The organism is Paenibacillus psychroresistens (assembly GCF_009728935.1).
Taxonomy (GTDB): domain Bacteria; phylum Bacillota; class Bacilli; order Paenibacillales; family NBRC-103111; genus Paenibacillus_AC; species Paenibacillus_AC psychroresistens.
In genome coordinates, this window is sequence record NZ_CP034235.1 from 2,807,153 (window position 1) to 2,827,274 (window position 20,122).

General features: G+C 40.2%; 19 protein-coding genes. 15 read left to right on the forward strand and 4 right to left on the reverse strand.

Annotation, left to right across the window (positions count from 1 at the left end):
* Window positions 1-109 precede the first annotated feature (109 nt).
* The 4 genes from EHS13_RS12565 to EHS13_RS12580 all read left to right on the forward strand — a co-directional run bounded on the left by EHS13_RS12565 (window position 110) and on the right by EHS13_RS12580 (window position 5,584).
* Window positions 110-1,249 (forward strand): glucose-1-phosphate adenylyltransferase, encoded by a 1,140-nt coding sequence (locus EHS13_RS12565; protein ID WP_155700682.1) that lies wholly within the window; start codon window positions 110-112, stop codon window positions 1,247-1,249.
* Between the two features lie 20 nt (window positions 1,250-1,269).
* Window positions 1,270-2,382 (forward strand): glucose-1-phosphate adenylyltransferase subunit GlgD, encoded by a 1,113-nt coding sequence (gene glgD, locus EHS13_RS12570; protein WP_155700683.1) that lies wholly within the window; start codon window positions 1,270-1,272, stop codon window positions 2,380-2,382.
* A gap of 202 nt (window positions 2,383-2,584) precedes the next feature.
* Window positions 2,585-4,933 carry an ice-binding family protein gene (locus EHS13_RS12575; protein ID WP_155700684.1) on the forward strand — a complete coding sequence of 783 codons (2,349 nt, stop codon included), beginning with the start codon at window positions 2,585-2,587 and terminating at the stop codon, window positions 4,931-4,933.
* Between the two features lie 198 nt (window positions 4,934-5,131).
* Window positions 5,132-5,584, forward strand: a complete 453-nt coding sequence (locus EHS13_RS12580) for a hypothetical protein (protein WP_155700685.1) — start codon at window positions 5,132-5,134, stop codon at window positions 5,582-5,584.
* A gap of 52 nt (window positions 5,585-5,636) precedes the next feature.
* On the opposite strand, the gene EHS13_RS12585 is transcribed toward EHS13_RS12580, so the two are convergent.
* The gene (locus tag EHS13_RS12585) at window positions 5,637-6,590 is read right to left on the reverse strand and encodes a DUF5050 domain-containing protein (RefSeq protein WP_162463089.1); all 954 of its coding nucleotides are present in this window, start codon (window positions 6,588-6,590) and stop codon (window positions 5,637-5,639) included.
* A 285-nt stretch (window positions 6,591-6,875) separates the two neighbouring features.
* On the opposite strand from EHS13_RS12585, the gene EHS13_RS12590 reads away from it, so the two are divergent.
* Window positions 6,876-8,279: a M14 family metallopeptidase gene (locus tag EHS13_RS12590; protein ID WP_155700687.1), complete on the forward strand. Its 1,404-nt coding sequence runs from the start codon at window positions 6,876-6,878 to the stop codon at window positions 8,277-8,279.
* Between the two features lie 251 nt (window positions 8,280-8,530).
* Here EHS13_RS12590 and EHS13_RS12595 read toward each other — a convergent pair whose 3' ends face one another.
* On the reverse strand, window positions 8,531-9,652 hold the full coding sequence (locus tag EHS13_RS12595; protein ID WP_155700688.1) for a serine hydrolase domain-containing protein: 1,122 nt from the start codon (window positions 9,650-9,652) through the stop codon (window positions 8,531-8,533).
* Window positions 9,653-9,760: 108 nt separating this feature from the next.
* Complete coding sequence (locus tag EHS13_RS12600; RefSeq protein WP_155700689.1) at window positions 9,761-10,060, reverse strand: hypothetical protein; 300 nt, start codon at window positions 10,058-10,060, stop codon at window positions 9,761-9,763.
* Between the two features lie 297 nt (window positions 10,061-10,357).
* Here EHS13_RS12600 and EHS13_RS12605 point away from each other — a divergent pair, with 297 nt between their 5' ends.
* The 10 genes from EHS13_RS12605 (at window position 10,358) to sigK (ending at window position 19,808) form a co-directional block, all read left to right on the forward strand.
* A complete protein-coding gene (locus EHS13_RS12605) occupies window positions 10,358-11,329 on the forward strand; it encodes an AAA family ATPase (RefSeq protein WP_155700690.1) in 972 nt (323 codons plus the stop codon).
* Between the two features lie 33 nt (window positions 11,330-11,362).
* The gene (locus tag EHS13_RS12610) at window positions 11,363-12,184 is read left to right on the forward strand and encodes a DUF58 domain-containing protein (protein WP_155700691.1); all 822 of its coding nucleotides are present in this window, start codon (window positions 11,363-11,365) and stop codon (window positions 12,182-12,184) included.
* Window positions 12,181-12,975 (forward strand): hypothetical protein, encoded by a 795-nt coding sequence (locus EHS13_RS12615; protein ID WP_155700692.1) that lies wholly within the window; start codon window positions 12,181-12,183, stop codon window positions 12,973-12,975. The genes EHS13_RS12610 and EHS13_RS12615 overlap by 4 nt, the downstream gene beginning before the upstream one ends.
* Window positions 12,972-13,949, forward strand: a complete 978-nt coding sequence (locus EHS13_RS12620) for a VWA domain-containing protein (protein ID WP_227013915.1) — start codon at window positions 12,972-12,974, stop codon at window positions 13,947-13,949. Before EHS13_RS12615 ends, EHS13_RS12620 begins: the two co-directional genes overlap by 4 nt.
* A 39-nt stretch (window positions 13,950-13,988) precedes the next feature.
* Window positions 13,989-14,960, forward strand: coding sequence for a VWA domain-containing protein (locus EHS13_RS12625; protein ID WP_155705328.1), 972 nt, complete (start codon window positions 13,989-13,991; stop codon window positions 14,958-14,960).
* Window positions 14,960-15,733 carry a tetratricopeptide repeat protein gene (locus EHS13_RS12630; RefSeq protein ID WP_155700693.1) on the forward strand — a complete coding sequence of 258 codons (774 nt, stop codon included), beginning with the start codon at window positions 14,960-14,962 and terminating at the stop codon, window positions 15,731-15,733. Before EHS13_RS12625 ends, EHS13_RS12630 begins: the two co-directional genes overlap by 1 nt.
* The gene (locus tag EHS13_RS12635) at window positions 15,723-17,459 is read left to right on the forward strand and encodes a BatD family protein (protein ID WP_155700694.1); all 1,737 of its coding nucleotides are present in this window, start codon (window positions 15,723-15,725) and stop codon (window positions 17,457-17,459) included. The genes EHS13_RS12630 and EHS13_RS12635 overlap by 11 nt, the downstream gene beginning before the upstream one ends.
* Window positions 17,398-17,757, forward strand: a complete 360-nt coding sequence (locus EHS13_RS12640) for a BlaI/MecI/CopY family transcriptional regulator (protein WP_155700695.1) — start codon at window positions 17,398-17,400, stop codon at window positions 17,755-17,757. The genes EHS13_RS12635 and EHS13_RS12640 overlap by 62 nt, the downstream gene beginning before the upstream one ends.
* Window positions 17,758-17,768: 11 nt before the next feature.
* On the forward strand, window positions 17,769-18,968 hold the full coding sequence (locus EHS13_RS12645) for a M56 family metallopeptidase (protein ID WP_155700696.1): 1,200 nt from the start codon (window positions 17,769-17,771) through the stop codon (window positions 18,966-18,968).
* 138 nt (window positions 18,969-19,106) lie between these two features.
* On the forward strand, window positions 19,107-19,808 hold the full coding sequence (gene sigK, locus EHS13_RS12650; protein WP_155700697.1) for an RNA polymerase sporulation sigma factor SigK: 702 nt from the start codon (window positions 19,107-19,109) through the stop codon (window positions 19,806-19,808).
* A 125-nt stretch (window positions 19,809-19,933) separates the two neighbouring features.
* Here the strand turns inward: sigK and EHS13_RS12655 are convergent, their stop codons facing one another.
* Complete coding sequence (locus EHS13_RS12655; protein WP_155700698.1) at window positions 19,934-20,119, reverse strand: hypothetical protein; 186 nt, start codon at window positions 20,117-20,119, stop codon at window positions 19,934-19,936.
* Window positions 20,120-20,122 lie beyond the last annotated feature (3 nt).

Here is a 20,122-nt window from a genome sequence, read left to right on the forward strand (position 1 = left end):
GGCAGGTGCTAGACTAGGTATATTGACATACACTAGAAATAGTCCTATATTTAACCTTGTTATTAATTTGTAAGCGCATTCATATTTTAAACGAAAGGATTTGAGTTAAATGCAGAAAATAGAATGTGTAGCTATGCTTTTAGCTGGTGGAGAAGGTAAGCGGTTAAGCCATTTGACCAAGAAAATTGCCAAACCTGCCGTACCTTTCGGAGGTAAATATCGGATTATTGATTTTACATTGAGCAATTGCACTAATTCTGGCATCCATACAGTTGGAGTTCTCACACAGTACCAGCCTATGGTGTTGAACACTTATATCGGAATCGGAAGCTCATGGGATTTGGATCGAAAAAATGGCGGCGTTACCTTGCTTCCTCCTTATGTAGAACAGAATGGCGGCCGTTGGTATAAAGGAACCTCTCATGCCATTCATCAAAATATAAATTACTTAGAGCAGTATGATGCAGAATACGTGCTAATAATCTCTGGAGATCATATTTACAAAATGAATTACGATCTTATGCTGCAAAAGCACAAGGAAACTAAAGCGGATGTATCCATAGCTGTAATTGAAATTCCACTAAATGAATCTTACCGGTTTGGGATGATGGAGGTAGACCAAGATGATTGGATTACTGAATTTCAGGAAAAGCCTAAAGTAACCACTAGCAATACGGCCTCCATGGGCGTGTATATTTTTACTTGGAAGGTACTTAAACAATATTTATTGGCTGATGAACTAAAACCTAAATCCAATAGTGATTTCGGACAAGATATTATACCGGCTATGCTGGCTGATTATAAAAAGCTGTTTGCCTATCGTTTTAAAGGCTATTGGAAGGATGTCGGCACGATTGATAGTCTTTGGGAAGCGCATATGGACTTATTAGCAGATGATAAACCTTTTCGTTTACATGATCCGAAGTGGCGAATCTATACGAAAAACCCCAACCAGCCGCCACAATATATCGGGGCTACTGCTAAGATTGATCGTTCTTTAGTCAATGAAGGCTGTATGGTGTTTGGTAAGATTGACCATTCTGTTCTATTCTACGGAGTTGATGTGGGTGAAGGCAGCTATATTAAAGATTCCATCATCATGCCGCAAACCAAAATTGGCAAAAACGTGACGATTCATCGAGCGATTATTGGCTGGAATACGGTAATTAAAGATAATGTGACCATTGGGAATCCGGATGAGTCTTCAGAGATAACGCTAATTGGTGATAACAAAGTTATTAAAGCTTAGAGTGAGGAAGGAGTAATAAAATGAATAACGTGTTGGGCATAATTAATCTAAGTATAAATCAACCGCTCTTGCATGAATTGACCTATTCACGTGCTACCGCTACAGTTCCTTTTGGAGGTAGATATCGTTTGATTGATTTTGTATTATCCAATATGGTGAATTCAGGGATCAGCAATGTGGCGGTGCTAACTCATAATAGCTACCGTTCGATCATGGACCATGTGGGCTCAGGTAAAGAATGGGATTTGGATCACAAACAAAAAGGTTTGTTCATTCTGCCTCCCGCAGACACGAATTCCTCTAGCTTCAACGGCGATTTGCAAAACTTTCATGGTCATCTCGAATATTTTTCCCGCAGCTCTGAGGAATATGTAATCATTTCTAGCAGTCATATGATCTGTAATATCGACTATAACGAAGTCGTAGAGGCTCATATTCAGAAGAATGCCGATATAACGGTTGTTTATAAGCAAATGGATTCCGCTCGAGAGGATCTATCGAATCTGATTATTGTAGATGTTGCCGAAGATAACCGGGTTGTTAGCATGACCGAAAATCATCTAAAGCATGAGGGCTGTAAGGTTTTTATGAGGATGCTAGTGATTAAGAAGGACCTGTTGGTTGAATTAGTCAAGAAAAGTGTGACCCAAAATTATTATGATTTAGTCAGACATGTCATTATTCGGAATCTTCATAATCTAAATGTTTATGCATATGAGTATACAGGTTATTTAGCAATTATTAATTCCATCCACAATTATTATAAATACAGCATGGAGCTGTTAAAGCCACAAATCTGGAGAACACTTTTTTTCGAACCAGGGTTGATTTATACCAAGGTCAAGGATGAGCCGCCAGTTGAGTATGCGCAAGGTGCCTCTGTAACCAATTCATTAGTAGCCAATGGGTGCATTATTGAAGGTACTGTCGAGAATAGTATTCTCTTTCGTGGAGTTAAGGTTGGCAAAGGTGTGGTAATCAAGAATAGTATCATTATGCAGAAATGTGTGATCGAGAACGATTCAAGCTTGGATTATGTCATTCTGGATAAGGATGTGTTTGTTACTAGCGGTAACAGGCTTCAAGGGGAGCCGATGGTACCTACCGTTATTACTAAAAGCAGTGTAATTTAAAGGCTTACAATCGCATATAGAACGGATAGAAACCGTGGGCAGTTACTACTAATGCCTGCGGTTTCTATTTTAGTTTATTCATAAATTGTTACGGAGAATCATAACTCTCTGGGAATTGTTTCAAATGCTAGTTAATAGTTTAAGAGTATTGGTCTAGTTTTATTTATGTAGATGAAAATCAATTAACTCGGGGGAATAAATTATGCTTATGAAAAAGACAGGTAAAAAAGCAATCGTACTTATATTGTCATTATGTCTAATGTTTACAGCATTCAGTACAGTGTTTAGTGCAGCAGTAAGCTCGGACGTTTCAGGCCATTGGGCAGAAGGTCAGATTAGTGATTGGACAGCTAGAGGACTGATTAAAGGGTATGAGGATGGATCATTTAAACCGGACAATACGATAACGAGAGCAGAATTTATTGCTTTGATTAATCGTTCTTTTGAGTTTAAGGAAGAATCGGCGATTTCGTTTAGTGATGTGGCTTCCGACAATTGGGCCTATATAGAAGTAGCAAAAGCAGTTAAAGCAGGCTACATAACGGGGTATGCGGATGGAACAATCGGCGCAAGCAAACCGATTAGCAGACAAGAGGTTGCTGTTATTGTCGGCAGATTGCTTAAACTATCTGCGACAGCTAGTACAGCAGCTACATTTAAAGATGCTGGCTTAATTGCTGATTGGGCTAAAGATGCAGTTAATATGGCTGTAGCTAGTCAAATATTGAAAGGTTATGCAGCAGATAATAGCTTTAAGCCAACGAATCCAATTACTCGCGCTGAAGCAGTTGTAACCTTGGATCGTGCTATTGCTTCCAAAGTGGTCGCTTACGATACTGCAGGAACTTATGGTCCTGCAGCTGGGACAGAGACAATCAATAGTAATGTTGTCATTAATAAAGCAGATATTACACTGCAAAACTTGATTATCAAAGGGAATCTTACCTTTGCTGCAGGAATTGGCAACGGGGATGCATTTCTGAATAATGTTACCGTAATCGGAGAAACTTTCGTCTATGGTGGGGGTGTGAACAGTATTCATCTTAATAACTCTGTTCTGCAAACTTTAACGGTAGATAAGAAAGATGGACCCGTACGTATTGTTGCAGAAGGAACTACAACTATTGCACAAGTAAATGTTAATTCTCCAGCCACCCTACAAGAAACAGCAGTAACTGGAGCTGGATTCGGTAATGTTAAATTAACGGAGCTAATCCCAGCAGGTTCGAATGTAACCTTAAAAGGGACTTTTGATAACCTTAATGTTGTCGGAAGCAAGATTAATGTAGATATCCCCGAAGGCAGTGTTCAAAAGGTCACAGCTGAAGCGACCTCAACAGGGATGAAGCTTGATCTGGGAAACGATGCAAAGATCGTCAGCTTAATTCTAAACGCGGTAGCTACTATAGTAGGTAAAGGTACGATTGATAGTGCAACGATTAATGCAATTGCTAAAGCGGGATCAACCTTTGAAACAACGCCTACTAAAATGATAGACGCAAGTACAGCGACTCCAGCGCCTACAGCAACACCAATACCAACGACTGGACCAACATCACTACCAACGACTGGACCAACTCCACCACCATCAACACCAACAGTCCATAATGAGCCAACAAATCTTGCAGCGAATGCTGGGAATTCGCAGATTCGATTAACTTGGTCATCCGTTACAGATGCTACTTATTATAATCTCTATCAATCAGTAAACGGAATAAACTATCATTTAATTAATGTTCCAGCTACAGTTACCGCTTTAACTTACAATGTGACTGGACTTAACAATGATACCTTGTATTATTTCAAAGCAACTTCAGTAATCGCAGGTACGGAAAGTAATTATTCTAGTGTTGTAAGTGCAAGTCCAACAGTAGTACCTTCTCCTTTAAACCTTGGCACAGCTAAAAATTATGTGATTTTGACAAAAGCTGGAGTCACTAACACAGGATCATCTCATATAACTGGAGATATCGGAGTTAGCCCAATAGCTGCGGCAAGCATTACTGGATTTGGATTACCTATGGATGCAGGCAATCAATTCTCAACCTCCAGTCAAGTTACTGGAAGTGTATATGCTGCAGACTATGCTGTTCCAACGCCTACTACTCTAGTTACAGCAATCAGTGATATGGAAACTGCCTATACAGATGCAGCTGGGAGAGCCTTTAATTATTCCGAGTTATATAGCGGAAACCTTAGTGGTAAAACACTTACACCTGGTGTATACAAATGGGGCACTGATGTGCTAATTGATCAAGGTGGACTCACTTTAAATGGAGGAGTAAATGACGTTTGGGTTTTCCAAATTTCTGGAGGACTTACTCAAGCTAGCAACGTCAGCATTACTTTAACGGGTGGAGCACAAGCCAAGAACATCTTCTGGCAGGTGGCCAATACCGTTTCGCTTAAAGCAGGTGCACATTTTGAAGGAATCATTTTAGCTAAGACTAACATTACAGTTGGTGCTGGCGCATCCATAAATGGCCGAATGTTGGCACAGACTGCTGTCACTTTGATTGGTAACACAGTGGTAGCTCCAGCTGAACATTAATTATTCTAGAATGAGTAATTAATTCATGAGTTATTTAAAAATAAAGATCGCCTTCCCTCAGCCATTGTGGCCAATGAGAGGAGGCGATCTTTTTAAGAGCTCAAAAATGCATATACACGTATGGTTATAATTGGTATTATTAACTTTATGATTTTGTCTTACAAAAAATATTAAAACCAATTTAAGGAGCAATCATAAATGAATACACATTATAAATTTTCATCGGAAGTAGTCAAAACCCAATTGCAAAAAAATATGCCCAAAATAATAACGATAGTAATATTAGCAGGTTGTCTAGGTATTTATTTAGGAGTTAAAGGAAGCGGGTTGGATAAATCTATCTTTATTTCTGCGCCGCTTGTTTTTATTTCTATCGGAATCGGAATGAGAAGAGGGCTGCAGAAAAGGAGTCTGATTTTAAGCTCATATGAATTAATGATCTACGATGATGTTATTATCCAGAGACAAATGGGATCAGCTGATCGAAATATTAAACGCAGTGAGATTACGATGATTGTGGAATATAAGAATAAAGGAATAAAAATAAAAACCAATGACAACAAGCGAACTATATTCATACCATTAAAGCTAACTGGCTATCAAGAAGTAAAAGAAACCTTGCAAGCATGGAATCAAATAAAGCAAGGGTAAAATCTCCGAAAAAGAGACTTTACCCTGTTTTTTTGTTAATAGATAAACATTTCTACTTGGCGGATATTGTGATTTTACCCTCTTGGCTGATTTGATAAACTTTACCTTTTGCAGTCTTATACACAAACGTTGTGCCTACTTGGCCAATGAACCGATCATCTGTCGCGATGATAGCCACTGTTTTCTTTGCTGTTCCATCACGCTTGATTTTCGTCAATGTGCGAACGGGGTTCATAGCACCCTTTACAAGGGTTTCTTCGTAGAAGAATTGTTGATTCGAATAAGCGATTGGTTGGACTGAACCTTTGGTTTTAAAGGTTTTTTTGTTCTTACCCGTTACATCAACCAGAGACCATTGAACAGCTTCATCTTTAGAAGTTTCCGCATAGAAAAGCGTGTCTCCATATACTGCATAACCTCCGTCATAAGGCCTAACTGCATCTTTTGATATCGCGGTTTTTGCAGTGCCATCCCATTTCATCCGATAAAAGATGCTGGTTCCCATCGTATCCACATAAAAGATATAATTCTTTGTTGTCACATAGGACCAAAATTCAATATTCTTTTTTAGGATTTTTTTGCCAGATCCATCTAAATTCATCGTACCTAGTTGAAATTTGTAATCTTTATCATAGCCTCCGAAATAGAGTATTTTCCCCTCGATTGTAAAATTCTGCATTACATTTCCAGTTGTTACGTTAGATACCTTTGAGCCATCCTTTTTCATTTTCATGATGTCTCCGGCTTTAATTTCATCTTCCGGGTTCTGTCTTAAGAAGTAAATCCAATCTCCTGAAACGGCATATGTAACTACATCTTCTTTGAATAAACGTTTAGTAGTATTGGTTTTCCCGTCGACAGTTGTAAGGTTAAGTCCTGACCAATCTTTATCACCATAATCTCCAAGCCAAATAACTTTGTTGTCTACAACTGCTGCTGTTGCTGAGGGTAGGATCCCAACTAATAATGCCAATGAGAGTATAATTGCTGCCATTGTTTTTTTCATCAATAAAAACCTCCGTGTGTATATTTTTTCCAACTGCATCATTATATGACCTTCGACAAAAAATGTAAATTCTTTTTAATTTAGGCTGCTCTAGTAACCAAATGTGCGAAGTTTGTCATAATTCATAGAAAAAACATATAAACTCTATGTCATTATTGGGATAATTAGTATATTATAGAACCTTGTTGTGGATTTAACTGGAAGGTTCCTATTATTGCTCCCTATGGAAATAAGAGTTTTGAAGTTTATTAGTTTAATGATATTTTCAGCAGAGGCGGATACATAATGTATAAGAAATTAGTCTTAGTAATTCTATGTTTATCTTTCATTCTATTAAATCTTCATGAGGAGTCTTCAGCGGAAACAAGTAATATTATCAATCCTAATCAAGTATATACCTATGAGATTATGACTAAAGATATCGTTCGATTAGCTGCAGCCTACCCCGATTTAATTACTTATAAGTCCATTGGAACGACTCTTTATGGGCGTCAAATTTGGGCGGTTAAATTAGGGAAAGGGACACCAGCGGTATTTATTAATGCATCACATCATGCAAGAGAATGGTTAACTACTACACTCACGATGAATATGATAGATCAGTACGCACAAGCTTTTGTTAATAAAAAAAAGATTTTAGAGTTTAATGTCCAAGAGCTGCTTAATAAAACATCGATATGGTTTGTTCCAATGGTTAATCCAGATGGAGTTACCCTTCAGCAAAAAGGGGCTAAAGCTTTTCCAACAAATATTCGTGCGAAGTTAATTCAAATGAATGGAGGATCTGATGACTTTAGCAAGTGGAAAGCAAATGCAGAAGGAATTGATCCAAACCGTCAATATGATGCCGACTGGGAGCATATTACCGCTATTAGCTATAGACCCAACTGGAAAAATTATAAAGGTATTGCCCCCGTTCAGACAGCTGAAGCCAAGACCCTTGTTAATTTTACTAAAGAGATTAAGCCCGAAATAGCGCTAGCCTATCACTCAGCTGGGGAAATATTATATTGGAATTTCCATACGAAGGCTGAAAATTTGAATCGGGATAAGAAAATGGCATTAACTCTTACCTATTTAACAGGGTATTCGCTAGTACCTGATGTAGCCAGCCCTTCAGGCGGAGGGTATACGGATTGGTTCATCCAAGAATTTAATAAACCTGGTTTTACTGCTGAGATTGGCAGAAAACTAGGGGAAGATGAGTTACCTTTATCATCATTTGGAGGTATATGGGGACAAAATAAAGCAGTAGGACTATATCTAGCCAACGAAGGCTACAAGTTATGGAAAGCTAAGAATCCGGTGACTAAAGTAGCTCTAAATGTAACAACGTTTGAAAATACACCTTTATATAATGATGTTACGGGTGTGACCTATAAATCAATGGAACCGCAAAAGGTAATGGCCTTTGAAAAAAGCGGGGAGCATTGGTTCCATATCCATACCTCAACAGGTGACCACTGGATCTATAGTAAAAAAGTTATAGTTGGAGAAACAGATACGATTTCAGAAGATATTATTCTTAATGAATATACCAATATGTACGACATTCCTTTTAAGGATGACTCAGCTAGTGCAGGAATCATTACTCCTCAGGTCGTTCATAAGATTGAACAATGGAATGATTGGTATAAAATCGAGACATGGCTAGGGGATAAATGGATTCAGATTAAAAAGGAGGATTAATAGAGAATTCAATATTGTATGTGTTGGTTGCAATTGCAATTTTAGTTATGGGTATCGGAGTGATTGTTTCAACATTCAAAATCGTTCCGCAGCATCATGTAGGTGTTGTACATGTATGATGCTTTGAAAGAGGCAGCGTTACCACATGGCATTCGGATTGAGAATGTCGATGTTACTGGTCTTAGAAGAGTTTAAACGCAAAAAGGCGATACCGGAAGTCATTTGACTATCTGGAATATCGTCCTTTTTGATTAGGTAATTACCATTTCACTGTTTTCCATCAACCTAGCCAGCTTATTGCTGATCGGAACGGTTTGTGCTCTCCTAAGCTCATTATTGCTTAAAACAATAATAACAGAATGATCAGATAAGCTTCTTGTTATAATGGCTCCATATCCATTGATATTTCCCAGGTGATAGGCAACTTTTTTATTAAGATACCAACCGTAACCGTAACTGCTGTTGGAGTAAGAGGTGAACATTTTGTCGGTAGATTCTTGTGAAATGACAAGATGGTTATTCAGAGCTTCATTCCAGTGATATAAATCCAAAACAGTCGAATAGATAGATCCAGCACCTTCATAGTTTACAGCTGATGCAAAATCCGTCTTGCTCTTTCCCTCACCTGAAGCATAATCCATCATTTTGTTTGTTGTAGATGCCACCCCGCTGTTCGCCATGGAAATCGCCCCGAAAATATTACGATTCATGTATTCCTCATAAGTCAGTTTTGAAACTTGTTCAATAATTCGGCCAAGCAAAATATAATTAATGTTGCTGTACTGAAAACCACCGCTTGCCGTAAGGGGGCGTTGTGCATTTAATCGGAGTATATCATCTACTGGAGTTTTTACGACATCTTGGGTCTCACGGGCAATTCCGGATGTTTGGGATAACAATTGATGGATTGTAATGTCTCCCCATTTCTTATAGTCAGGGAAATAGGCTAGCAATTTATCGTTAGTGGAGAGTGAGCCGGCTTCTTCAAGCTGCAAAATAGCTGCCGCCGTAAATTGTTTGGTTAAGGAAGCGATACGAAATTGCGTCGTGGATGTATTGGCTTTTTCAAGCTTTATATCCGCCATTCCAAAGCCTTCCTCCAAGAGGATGGAATCGTTATTCACCACAAGCACTGCGCCATTAAAATTAATGCTCCGTAAATATTTTTCGGCTTCGGATTTAATAATGAGCAGTTTCCTGGCATCGACTAATGGCTTTACAGATTCGGTTGGTTTGGTTTCCTTTACAGGTTGAGGAGTTGTTTCTTCAACTTCTATTTTAGTAGGCGAGGCAGGGCTGCTTTCTTGCGGTAAAACATTGCATGAACTTAGTATAACCAGCATAACGGCGGTTAAAATTAGTTTTTCTAGCATATTAATAATTCTCCCTGATTTAAGTATTTGAAGGATTACAACTCGGAGATGATAAATAATGATTTAGTCTAATCAAAAAAGAGATGCGAATATTCGCATCTCTTTTGATTAATTGAATTTGTCTGCAAATTGAGGTGAACGTTTTAAAAGACTTACTATTTCAGCCTCTGTTCTGGTCGATATGGCTTTTATGGCTGTGATGACTGCGGTTTTAATGTCTTTACCAACACCTTGGTCTCTGTACAGAAAACCGTTCAGTTCTTGAATAAATATTGTATCATCGTTTAGTTGTTTTTGTTCTATTTTTGCAATTTCTTCTTGTGTAGCCCCAGGCTTCGGTTCTTCTCTTGTTAATAAATGACTGAATCTGTCGAGATAGTAATCAACGTAAGTTTTCGAAATTTCCATTTTATTTGCCTCCTGATTATTTAATCTTTGCTGGTTATCTTTTGTTAAATTTATAACTCATTGGAATTTTATCTTCTGTAAGAATTGGAGCTTTCAACCGTTTCATAATCTTAATGACCTCGTATAGCTTATCAGTGATCAAATTTAATTGCAACATTTTGTTGACATCCATTTCATCGGAGTGATCAGTGGCTGCGGCGTTTAGGTGGCATTGACAAGGGAGTGACGACTGGGATAAAATCAAATTAATGTTATTAACTATTGTAATAGTCATACTGAGAAAGAGGGACCGAGCAGATGGAAAGTACAAGCTTCATTCAAGAAGAGAATAAGATTGCATCATTTAATAGAATTGCCGTATTAAAAAAAGAGATCAGTAAAGTCATTATTGGCCAGGAGTATATGGTGGATCGCATCCTGATCGGCCTTCTGACCGGAGGGCATATTCTACTGGAGGGTGTTCCGGGATTAGCCAAGTCGTTGGTTGCCAATACAATTGCCAAGGTAATCGGAGTTGATTTCAAGCGGATCCAATTCACACCTGATCTATTGCCTGCAGACATTCTCGGAACAGAGATATATAAACCCAATACGGGAGAATTTGTGATTAAAAAAGGCCCGATTTTCAGTAATTTCATCATAGCGGATGAGATAAACCGCGCACCTGCCAAGGTGCAGTCCGCACTGCTTGAAGCCATGCAGGAAAGGCAAGTGACTATCGGTGATACAACCTATCCGTTAGAAAAACCTTTCCTCGTAATCGCAACGCAGAATCCGCTTGAGCAGCAAGGTACATATCCGCTTCCTGAAGCGCAACAGGACCGCTTTATGTTGAAATTAAAGATCGAATATCCCAATAAAGCGGAAGAAAGAGAAATTATCGGACGCTTTACAAGAGAAGATTCCAGTGAACCTGAAGTAAATGAAATTTTATCACGTGCGGACATTCTGGAGATGCGGACGCAAATTGACAAGGTCTACGTGGATAGCAATATAGAAGAGTATGTACTCGATATTGTATTCAAAACCAGGGAAGCATCGGCTCATATCGTTTGCGGAGCTTCACCCCGCGCCTCGATTAACCTGATAAAAGCAGCAAAAGGCAAGGCGTTTATTGATGGCCGCAATTATGTCGTACCCGATGATATTAAAGCTTTGGCTTATGATGTATTACGTCACAGAATTATTCTCTCTTATGAAGCGGAAGCCGATAATATGACTTCGGAAGATGTCATCGCTGCGATCCTCGAGCAAGTCAATTTACCATGACCCAATAGACGAGCATGAAAGGAAGAGGCACCAATGCTTTCCAGCGAAATGGTCAAGAAAATCAGGCAGATTGAGATAAAATCGAAAAGATTGGTTGAAGAGATTTTTTCCGGCGAATACCGTTCAGGGTTTAGGGGAAAAGGCATGGAATTTGAAAGCATTAGACAGTATTATCCTGGTGACGATGTAAGGAATATCGACTGGAATGTGACTGCACGCCATAATAAAGTTTCGGTTAAACAGTTTAGTGAAGAACGGGAATTGAATATGTTTCTGCTCATAGATATGTCCCGTTCCAACAGCTTTGGCAACAAGAAGACTTTAATTGCAGAGCTGGGTGCGACACTTGCTTTCTCGGCAAACAAAAACAATGACAGGGTCGGTGTGATTTTTTTTACGGATAAGGTTGAAAAGTTCATCCCATCAAAAAATGGCAGGAAGCACATTCTGTCGATTATCGAGAATATTCTGAGCTGCGAGCCGGAATCTAATGGTACGAATCTTGCAAATGTTCTGCAGTATTTTAATAGGATCGAGAAGAAAAGAAGCATCGTTTTTTTAATATCCGATTTTCTTGACGAAGGCTATCAGAAGGATATGAAGGTTATTGCAACAAAGCACGACTTGGTCATGCTGCGTGTTGTGGACAAGGCAGAGGAATTCATTCCGGCCGGAGCCATCTTTACCTTTGAAGATCTTGAAACCGGAGAAACCGTCATATTGGATAACATTAAGAATGCACACAAGCTAAGCGGTAAACCGACTACAACCGGCTATAACCTGGTGAATATATATACGGATGAAGACTATGTCAGGCCTTTAGAACAATTTTTCAGAAGAAGGATTCAGCGATGAAAAAAGCAAAAATCACGCTTATTATACTCTTTTTAACTCTGTTTTTTATGCCTTTAGCCGGACAGGTACAAGCAGAGGCACGCAGCATTTATGTCGGAGACTTAATTGAACTAAAGATTTCGACGCAGGAATTTTCCAAGGATGCAATAATCGATAAGTTTAAGGATTTCGAAATCGTGCATTTGACAGAGGATAAAGGAGTTTATCTCCTCACGCTGCGCAGCTTTGAACCCAGTGAGAAGAAAGTAAGGCTCGGAAATAAGGAAATCGCCATTACCATTAAGTCTACGCTGGATGAAATCCAGAGAGATGGTATATTCGAAGGGGATTTGACGCCGGAAAAGCCAGGCTTCCAATTGAACTGGCAGTATGCGATTTATGCACTCCTGCTAATTTTCCTGTTAAGCGGCGGGATTTATTATTTCCGCAGGTATTATCGCAAGAAGAACAAAGCTTTAATAACCCCCTTCCAGCATTTTATTAATCAAATGAAGGGTATGTCCGAAGATGACGATCAGTATTTTGTGAAAATGACATTTTACTTTAAGACCTATATTGAAGCTGCATACTCATGCATGATTAGAGGCAAGACTTCTTCAGAAATCATCGATGAAATCAGTCTAATGCCAGGCTTGCAGGAAAGCGCGCAGGAAATCAGAGATTGGCTAGAGGAAAGCAACCGCTTGAAGTTTAGTGGTGTTGTCGCATTCGAGGGGGCCAAACAACACTTACATGGTCACCTGGTAGATCTGGTCGGGAGAATTAATGAGCACAAGGGGAGTGAACTATGATCCAGTTTACAAACTGGTATTTCTTGTTATGCATACCGGTGCTTATTTATATCTTTACTATTTTCATAGGGAAAAAGAAGCATGCTCTGAAATTCTCCAGTGTTCAGCTGCTGAAGAGTGCGGGGTTAAGGAAGACGATTAAACATAAGATAGGCAAATATATCATTCTAGCAGGTCTTATTCTCTTGATAGCTGCATTGGCAAGGCCGCAATTGCCAGAAAAGGACGCTCCCGTTCAACAGAAGGGGATTGATATTTCGTTGGTTCTAGATGTATCCGGATCCATGCAATCCGTGGATTTTGAACCGAATCGTCTGGAAGTAGCCCGGCATACCTTGCAGGATTTTGTAGATGAGCGACCGCAGGACCGGTTATCGTTCATTGTTTTTGCAGGAACTGCCTATACCAGAGTCCCCTTAACGCTTGACCATAACATCATTAAGGAATCACTGGGGGAAGTAAGCAGTGAATCGGTGAATGAAGAGGGTACTGCGATCGGAATGGCTATTTCTGTAGGGCTAAACAGGTTAAAGAAGAGCGAAGCTGCCTCCAAAATTCTAATCCTTGTAACGGATGGAGATAACAACGCCGGAACAATAAATCCGGATACTGCCAGTGAACTCGCGAAAGACATGGGTGTCAAAATTTATACCATCGGTGTTGGTACAGATAAAACGATTATCCCGGTACAGGATGCTTTTGGCGGAACGCAGTATCAGCAAAGCGAAGGCGGATTAAATGAGCCTTTATTGCAAAAAGCTGCAGATGTAACAGGCGGACAGTATTATCGCGCTAAGGATTCAAAAGCTCTCTCCCAAATATTCACGAATATCAACATGCTGGAGAAGAGCGAATTTAATCAGGATAATTTCCATCAGTATACCGAACTGGCCTTTATGTTAATCCAGATTGCCCTTATATTGTTGCTGGCAGGCATTTTCCTGGACCGCTACTATTATATCCAGGTTCCTTAAGATTTTTTTTGGCGGAGGAGAGCTAATTTAGTGTTTAACATGGAATTTAAAAATACAGTTTTTACACTATACGTTTTAGTGCCGGTATTGGGTTTGATTATATACATGCTGTCCTATCGCAAAAAAGCACGCATCATGACTATGTTAAGAATGAGTACGAATACGCGCTTCAAATTCACGCGGATTGTGTTAAGTGTTCTGGCATTAGTCTTTATGGTTTTCTCGCTGATGGGGCCGCAAATTCTCAAGGGCAATACGGAAGTAAGCAAGACAGGCCTGGATATCTACTTTTTAATTGATACGTCCACGAGCATGCTGGTTCAAGATATCGAGCCGGACCGGATCAGCCGAGCCAAGAAAATCATTGAGAGCCTGATCAGCAATTTGAAGGGAGACCGAATTGGTTTTATTCCCTTCTCATCGTCTGCTTACGTGCAAATGCCATTGACGGACGATTATCAGATGGCCGGCATGTATCTTGACGTTATGGATACCCAGATGATTGGCGGCGGTGGTACCGATATTGGGGCGGCAATCAATTTGGCCAATCGTTCTTTTGAGCGTACATCCAGTTCTGACAGGGTAGTTATTATTCTAAGTGACGGGGAAGAGCATGGCTCGGCTAGTCTAGATGTCTTGAAGAAAATTAATGATGATCGTTTGAAAATATATGCGGTTGGTCTCGGCTCGGAAAAAGGCGGCCTTATTCCGGTTTATGATTCCACGGGCGAACGACGAGTTGATTATAAGAAAGATGATACCGGTAAGGCTATCACTTCAAGCTTACAGCCGGAGACACTGGAAAAATTGGCTGCTTCCGGCCACTACTATCAATCGTCAGTATCAGGCGATGAGATAAATCCGCTTCTGCGGGATATCTCGGCTTTGAAGCGTGATGACACGGCTACAACAAAGATCGGCAGATATAAGCAGCTGTATCAATATTTTCTGGGAGCGGGAATTCTGTTGTTCCTGGCTGCCTATCTTTTGCCTGACAGGAGGCGTGTTTAATGAAGAAGCTGTTTATTGGCTCGGGAATACTGCTGGCTTTACTAGTAATCATGGCTTTTACAGGGCTGACTGATCATGAGGACCGCAAAAAGGCGGCCTTTAATGAAGGAAACATTCAATATTCAGCAGGTAACTATGAGCAGGCTATCCAATTATATAATGAAGCATCAGAAAATTTGAACAAGTATCTTAATTCAGGTAATGCCAGCTTTAAATTGGGTGAAGCCACCGAGGATGCCAAGCAAAAGCTGCCATTCTATCAACAAGCCTTAAAGACATACAAGCAAGGAATACTTAAATTTCCCGAGAATGTAGCGCTCAAATATAATTATGAATATGTCTTGAAGAAAACAGAATCTCAGCAGCAGGAGCAGGAAAATCAGCAGGACAGCGATAAGAACGATGACGAGAAGAAAGATAATGAACAGCAAGAAAATCAGGACAAGCAGGACGGCCAGCAGCCCTCACCATCTGGACAACCGGTTAATAAGGACGGCCAGCAGCCCTCACCATCTGGACAACCGGGAAGTCAGGACGGGCAACAGCCCTCACCATCTGAACAGCCAGATAAGCAAGACGGCCAGCAATCCTCACAAGATGAACAAGGTGATCAGAGTAGTCCCAGCCCGGGTGGAGAAAGTTCAGCCCCGTCTGGATTAAGCGATAAAGAGCTTGAACAAGTGATGGGTATGCTGGAGAAACAGGAAGAAGACAGCCTGAAGAATAATCAGGAAATCAAAAATGAGGATAAGGGAGAAGCATATGACTGGTAGAATACGAAGTATTAAAGTAGCGTTAGCACTATTCATCATAGCCGCCTATATGCTTTCAATATCACCGAGTGTACAAGCTGCCCAAACTCCTCAGTTTCGGATCGATATAGATAGTTTAACGCTGCAAAAAGGCGTAGCTGCAAATCTAAAGCTTGCCATGGTAGATGCCAACGGCGCCGAGGTCATAGAAGTCAACGGGCTCGAAAACTTTGACATTCTATCAAGAAGCGAATCTTCAGCTACGCAGATTGCAAATGGCGTTGAAACCAACGAGCAGGATGTTAATTACAGCATTATGCCGAAAAAAGCGGGCTCATTTACTCTCCAAGGCAGCGTTAAATATGATGGAAAGAATTATCAAACCAACGTATTGCAAATCAATGTCAGCGAGGCTAAGCCATCGGAAAATAGTGAGGCGGAAGATGTATACGTCAAAACGTTACTTTCAGATGAGGAAGTATATTTTGGGCAGAAGGTTGTGCTGTCTTATGAGCTCTATACACGGTATAATATCGAGAATTTTGGTTTTTTGGACAGTCCCGGCCTGGATGGATTTATCAGTAAAGATATCCCGAGAGAACAACTAAAGTCGGAAATTATCGAGATAGATGGAAAAAAGCATGCCAAATATGAGGCGAAGCAATCCATGCTCACACCTATAAAAACTGGAACATACACCATTCCTGCCTATAAATTTCAGGTGAATGTCAGCTCCGGCAGCTTTTTTGACTCTTCAAAGCCCGTTTATCTGCAAACCGAATCGAAGCAATTGACAGTAAAACCGCTGCCATTGGCTAATCAACCGGCTGATTTTTCGGGAATTGTCGGAAAGCTGAGCCTGGACTCGAAGATTAGCACCAATACTATCAAATATGGAGATTCCGTAACACTGCAGGTTACAGCTACCAGTAATGGTGATCTGGATATTTTGAAGGAAGTTGTCAAAGATGAACTACCCGGATTTTCGGTTTTCCAAACGGAAAAGAATAAGCAGGAAGCTATTGCAAACAATCAATATATAAACATGAAGGAATTTGAGATTATATTGGTCCCAAAAGTGAACGGGGATATCAAGATCGACCCTATCCACATCTCCTATTTTAATCCGGAAACAGGCAGTTATGAGCAAGCTGAAATCCCCGGGACGACAATTACAGTCAGTGGAGAGATTCCGCAGGCTCAAGCAGCGAGCAATAATGAAACGGCGGCAGTCGAAGCGGTAAGTATCAATCAGGTAAGCTATAATTCGCAAAATGAGGGTATCTTGACGCTACACCTAAAAAAGGCTCATTTGTATATCGGGTTGGGTATTGTGGTGCTGTTAATAGTGATAGCTGCGTTTGGGATTTGGTTCTTTTCACATAGGAAAAAATATGATAAGACCTTACAGGTACTATATAAGGAATGTATGCATTTAAATGACCCGACCGAGATCTATAATCAATTTAACAGCATGATTAAACATGTTTACTCGATAAGTATTAAAGCCAATACCAGGAATATAATCGCCAACCGGCTTGAAGACAGTGAGCTTACCGATCATGTAATGGAAATTATGGACTATATGGAGCAGGGTAAATACCGATCCGATCAAGCCAATAGCTTTTTAAAAACAAAAATGAAGCTGATCTACAAGCTGCTCACGAACCAAAGGAGGAGAGCTAATGAAAATCAAGCTATTCGATTCCGAGCTCAAAGTGATGGAAGCGCTGTGGAGAGAGGGTGAATTGACAGCAGGGCAGCTTGCCTTGATGTTGAAGGATGAAACGGGCTGGAATAGGAATACCACCTATACTGTCATCAAAAAGTGCATCGATAAAGGGGCAATTGGCAGATCGGAACCTAATTTCACATGCAATGCCTTGATCTCCAGAGAAGAGGTGCAAGCCCAAGAAACAGCCGGTTTTATTAATAAAATTTTTGATGGCTCTCTTGAGATGTTTTTTGCAACCTTTATCAATGAAAAAAATCTGACTAAAGATCAGATTGTCAAACTAAAACAGATCGTTGGCAAGCTGAAGTAAGGAGATGCATAATGAACCTTCTGCAAATGAATGTCTCCGCCGGAATCCTTATTCTTGTAATTGTTGCGTTGCGAGCTATTGCCGGCAGCCATTTGCCAAGAACTATGTTCATCGCACTTTGGATGATAGCCTTGTTCCGGTTGATCCTTCCTTTCTCTATTTCCTCCCCATATGGCATTTATACGCTTATAAACCGTATAGGTGCAGACTTTTTACTGAAGTTCGGAGTAGCAGAGGATAATTGGGAGACCGGCGGTCTGATACATAGAGGTACAGAATATGTGGCGGCAGGATATAAACCTCTATGGGCAGAAAGTCTAGTGATATTATGGATCATTGGAGCGGTAATGCTTGCTCTGATCTTTGCCATATCCTATTATCAATGCCGTCGGGAAATGAAAACGGCGCTGCCCATCAAAGGCAATGCCTTTATCGAGAAATGGCAACGTGAACAAAAGCTAAGCCGCACTGTAAAAATTCTGGTTTCAGATAAAATTGCAACACCGATTACCTACGGAATATTTAAGCCCAGAATCATTCTTCCCAAAATGATTGATTTAGGGAATGAAATGCAAATGCGATATATCCTTGCCCATGAAATGATCCACATCAAACGCTTTGATGCCCTATGGAAGCTTCTACTGTTTATTACACTGATTTGTCATTGGTACAATCCAATGGTGTGGCTATTATTTATTTTCATGAATAGAGATTTGGAGATTGCTTGTGACGAGAGGGTAATCCAGGTATTCGGCGAGAATTCAAAGTCCGATTATGCGCTAACTTTAATTGCAATGGCAGAAAAGAAAATGAAATTCACTCCGCTATATAGCAGTTTTAGTATAAATGTCACGGAAGAAAGAATAAAGTCGATTATGCAGTTCAAGAAAGCATCCTTTCTCGGTATTATGCTGGTCTGTATAATTGTGGCAGGCTCAACTACCGTGTTTGCTGAAAAAGTGGTAAACCTTGGCTTTCAGCTGCGTGGATTCATTCAAATCAATAGCGAGAGGTTTAGCTTCGAGCTTGTGAAAAGTGGAAAGATTATCGTAAAAGATGCCGATGGCAAAGTGGTTAGTAAAGCCGCTGTAGGCCGCGATGGCAAGGCTGAGCTTACTGACGGCAGTGGAAGGATAATCAGGAGCATACAGCTGAATGACCTTGCAGATCCAGTGAGGGATTTTAAATTGTATCGGGTATTTGTGAACTGAGGGTTTTGCTTTGTAATACTAATCATTAAAGAAACTATTGCTTATAGTAGCCATGGTTTCTTTTTCTTTTCACCGTACAGGCACAGCCGTGCCTAAGCCCACATACACTTTAACAATACAACATGGGGGTGTGCGGCTATGCTTGGTTTTTTCTCAGCAATCGCTTTATTCATCAAGGAAATATCGTTGTTGGTTTCGTATGTGAAGAATAATGCTTTTCCTCAACCACTAACGGAAGCAGAAGAAACGAAGCATTTGCAGCTGATGGCGGAAGGAAATCAAGTCTCAAGAAATCTACTGGTGGAGCACAATTTGCGGCTAGTGGCACATATTGTCAAGAAGTTCGACAACACAGGTGAAGATTTAGAAGACCTTATCTCGATTGGCACCATTGGTTTAATTAAGGCGATTGAAAGCTACTCCCCCAACAAAGGCACGAAATTAGCGACTTTTGCAGCCCGTTGTATTGAGAATGAGATTCTGATGCATCTCAGGTCACTCAAGAAATCACGTAAGGATGTTTCCTTACATGACCCCATTGGTACTGACAAAGAAGGGAATGAAATCACGCTTATAGATATCTTAGGAACAGAAGCGGATGATGTTGCGGATAAGGTCCAGCTAAAAATTGAAAAGAGTAAAATTTATCATCATTTAGATATCCTAGATCCTCGAGAGCAAGAGGTCATTCGCGGCAGGTTTGGTCTGGAGCATGGCGGAGATGAGCGTACACAGCGAGAAATCGCTAAAGAGCTTGGTATCTCGAGATCCTATGTTTCACGCATTGAGAAGCGTGCATTAATGAAGCTTTATCATGAATTTTATAAAGTGAAACGATAAATGACAATGGCTGCTTAGGCAGCTTTTTTTGTTTTTGTTGGTGTTAAGCGAATTTACTTTCTAGTAGATTGATAAAAATAAAAAAAATATAAGAACTCACCATTAGCGAGTTCTTGATTAAAGTGTTATTTACTGGAAAACAGATCATTTTTCTTACGACGATTAATAAAGTCTTTCATATCAGCATGAGCACTTGCACTTTGTTCAGGCCCAATTGGAACGGTCATAATTCCATCATCTAGTGGACGAATAACTGGACGACGACCAATAACTGACACCCTACCGGCGACTATAGGCTTTGTCTTACGCATGAG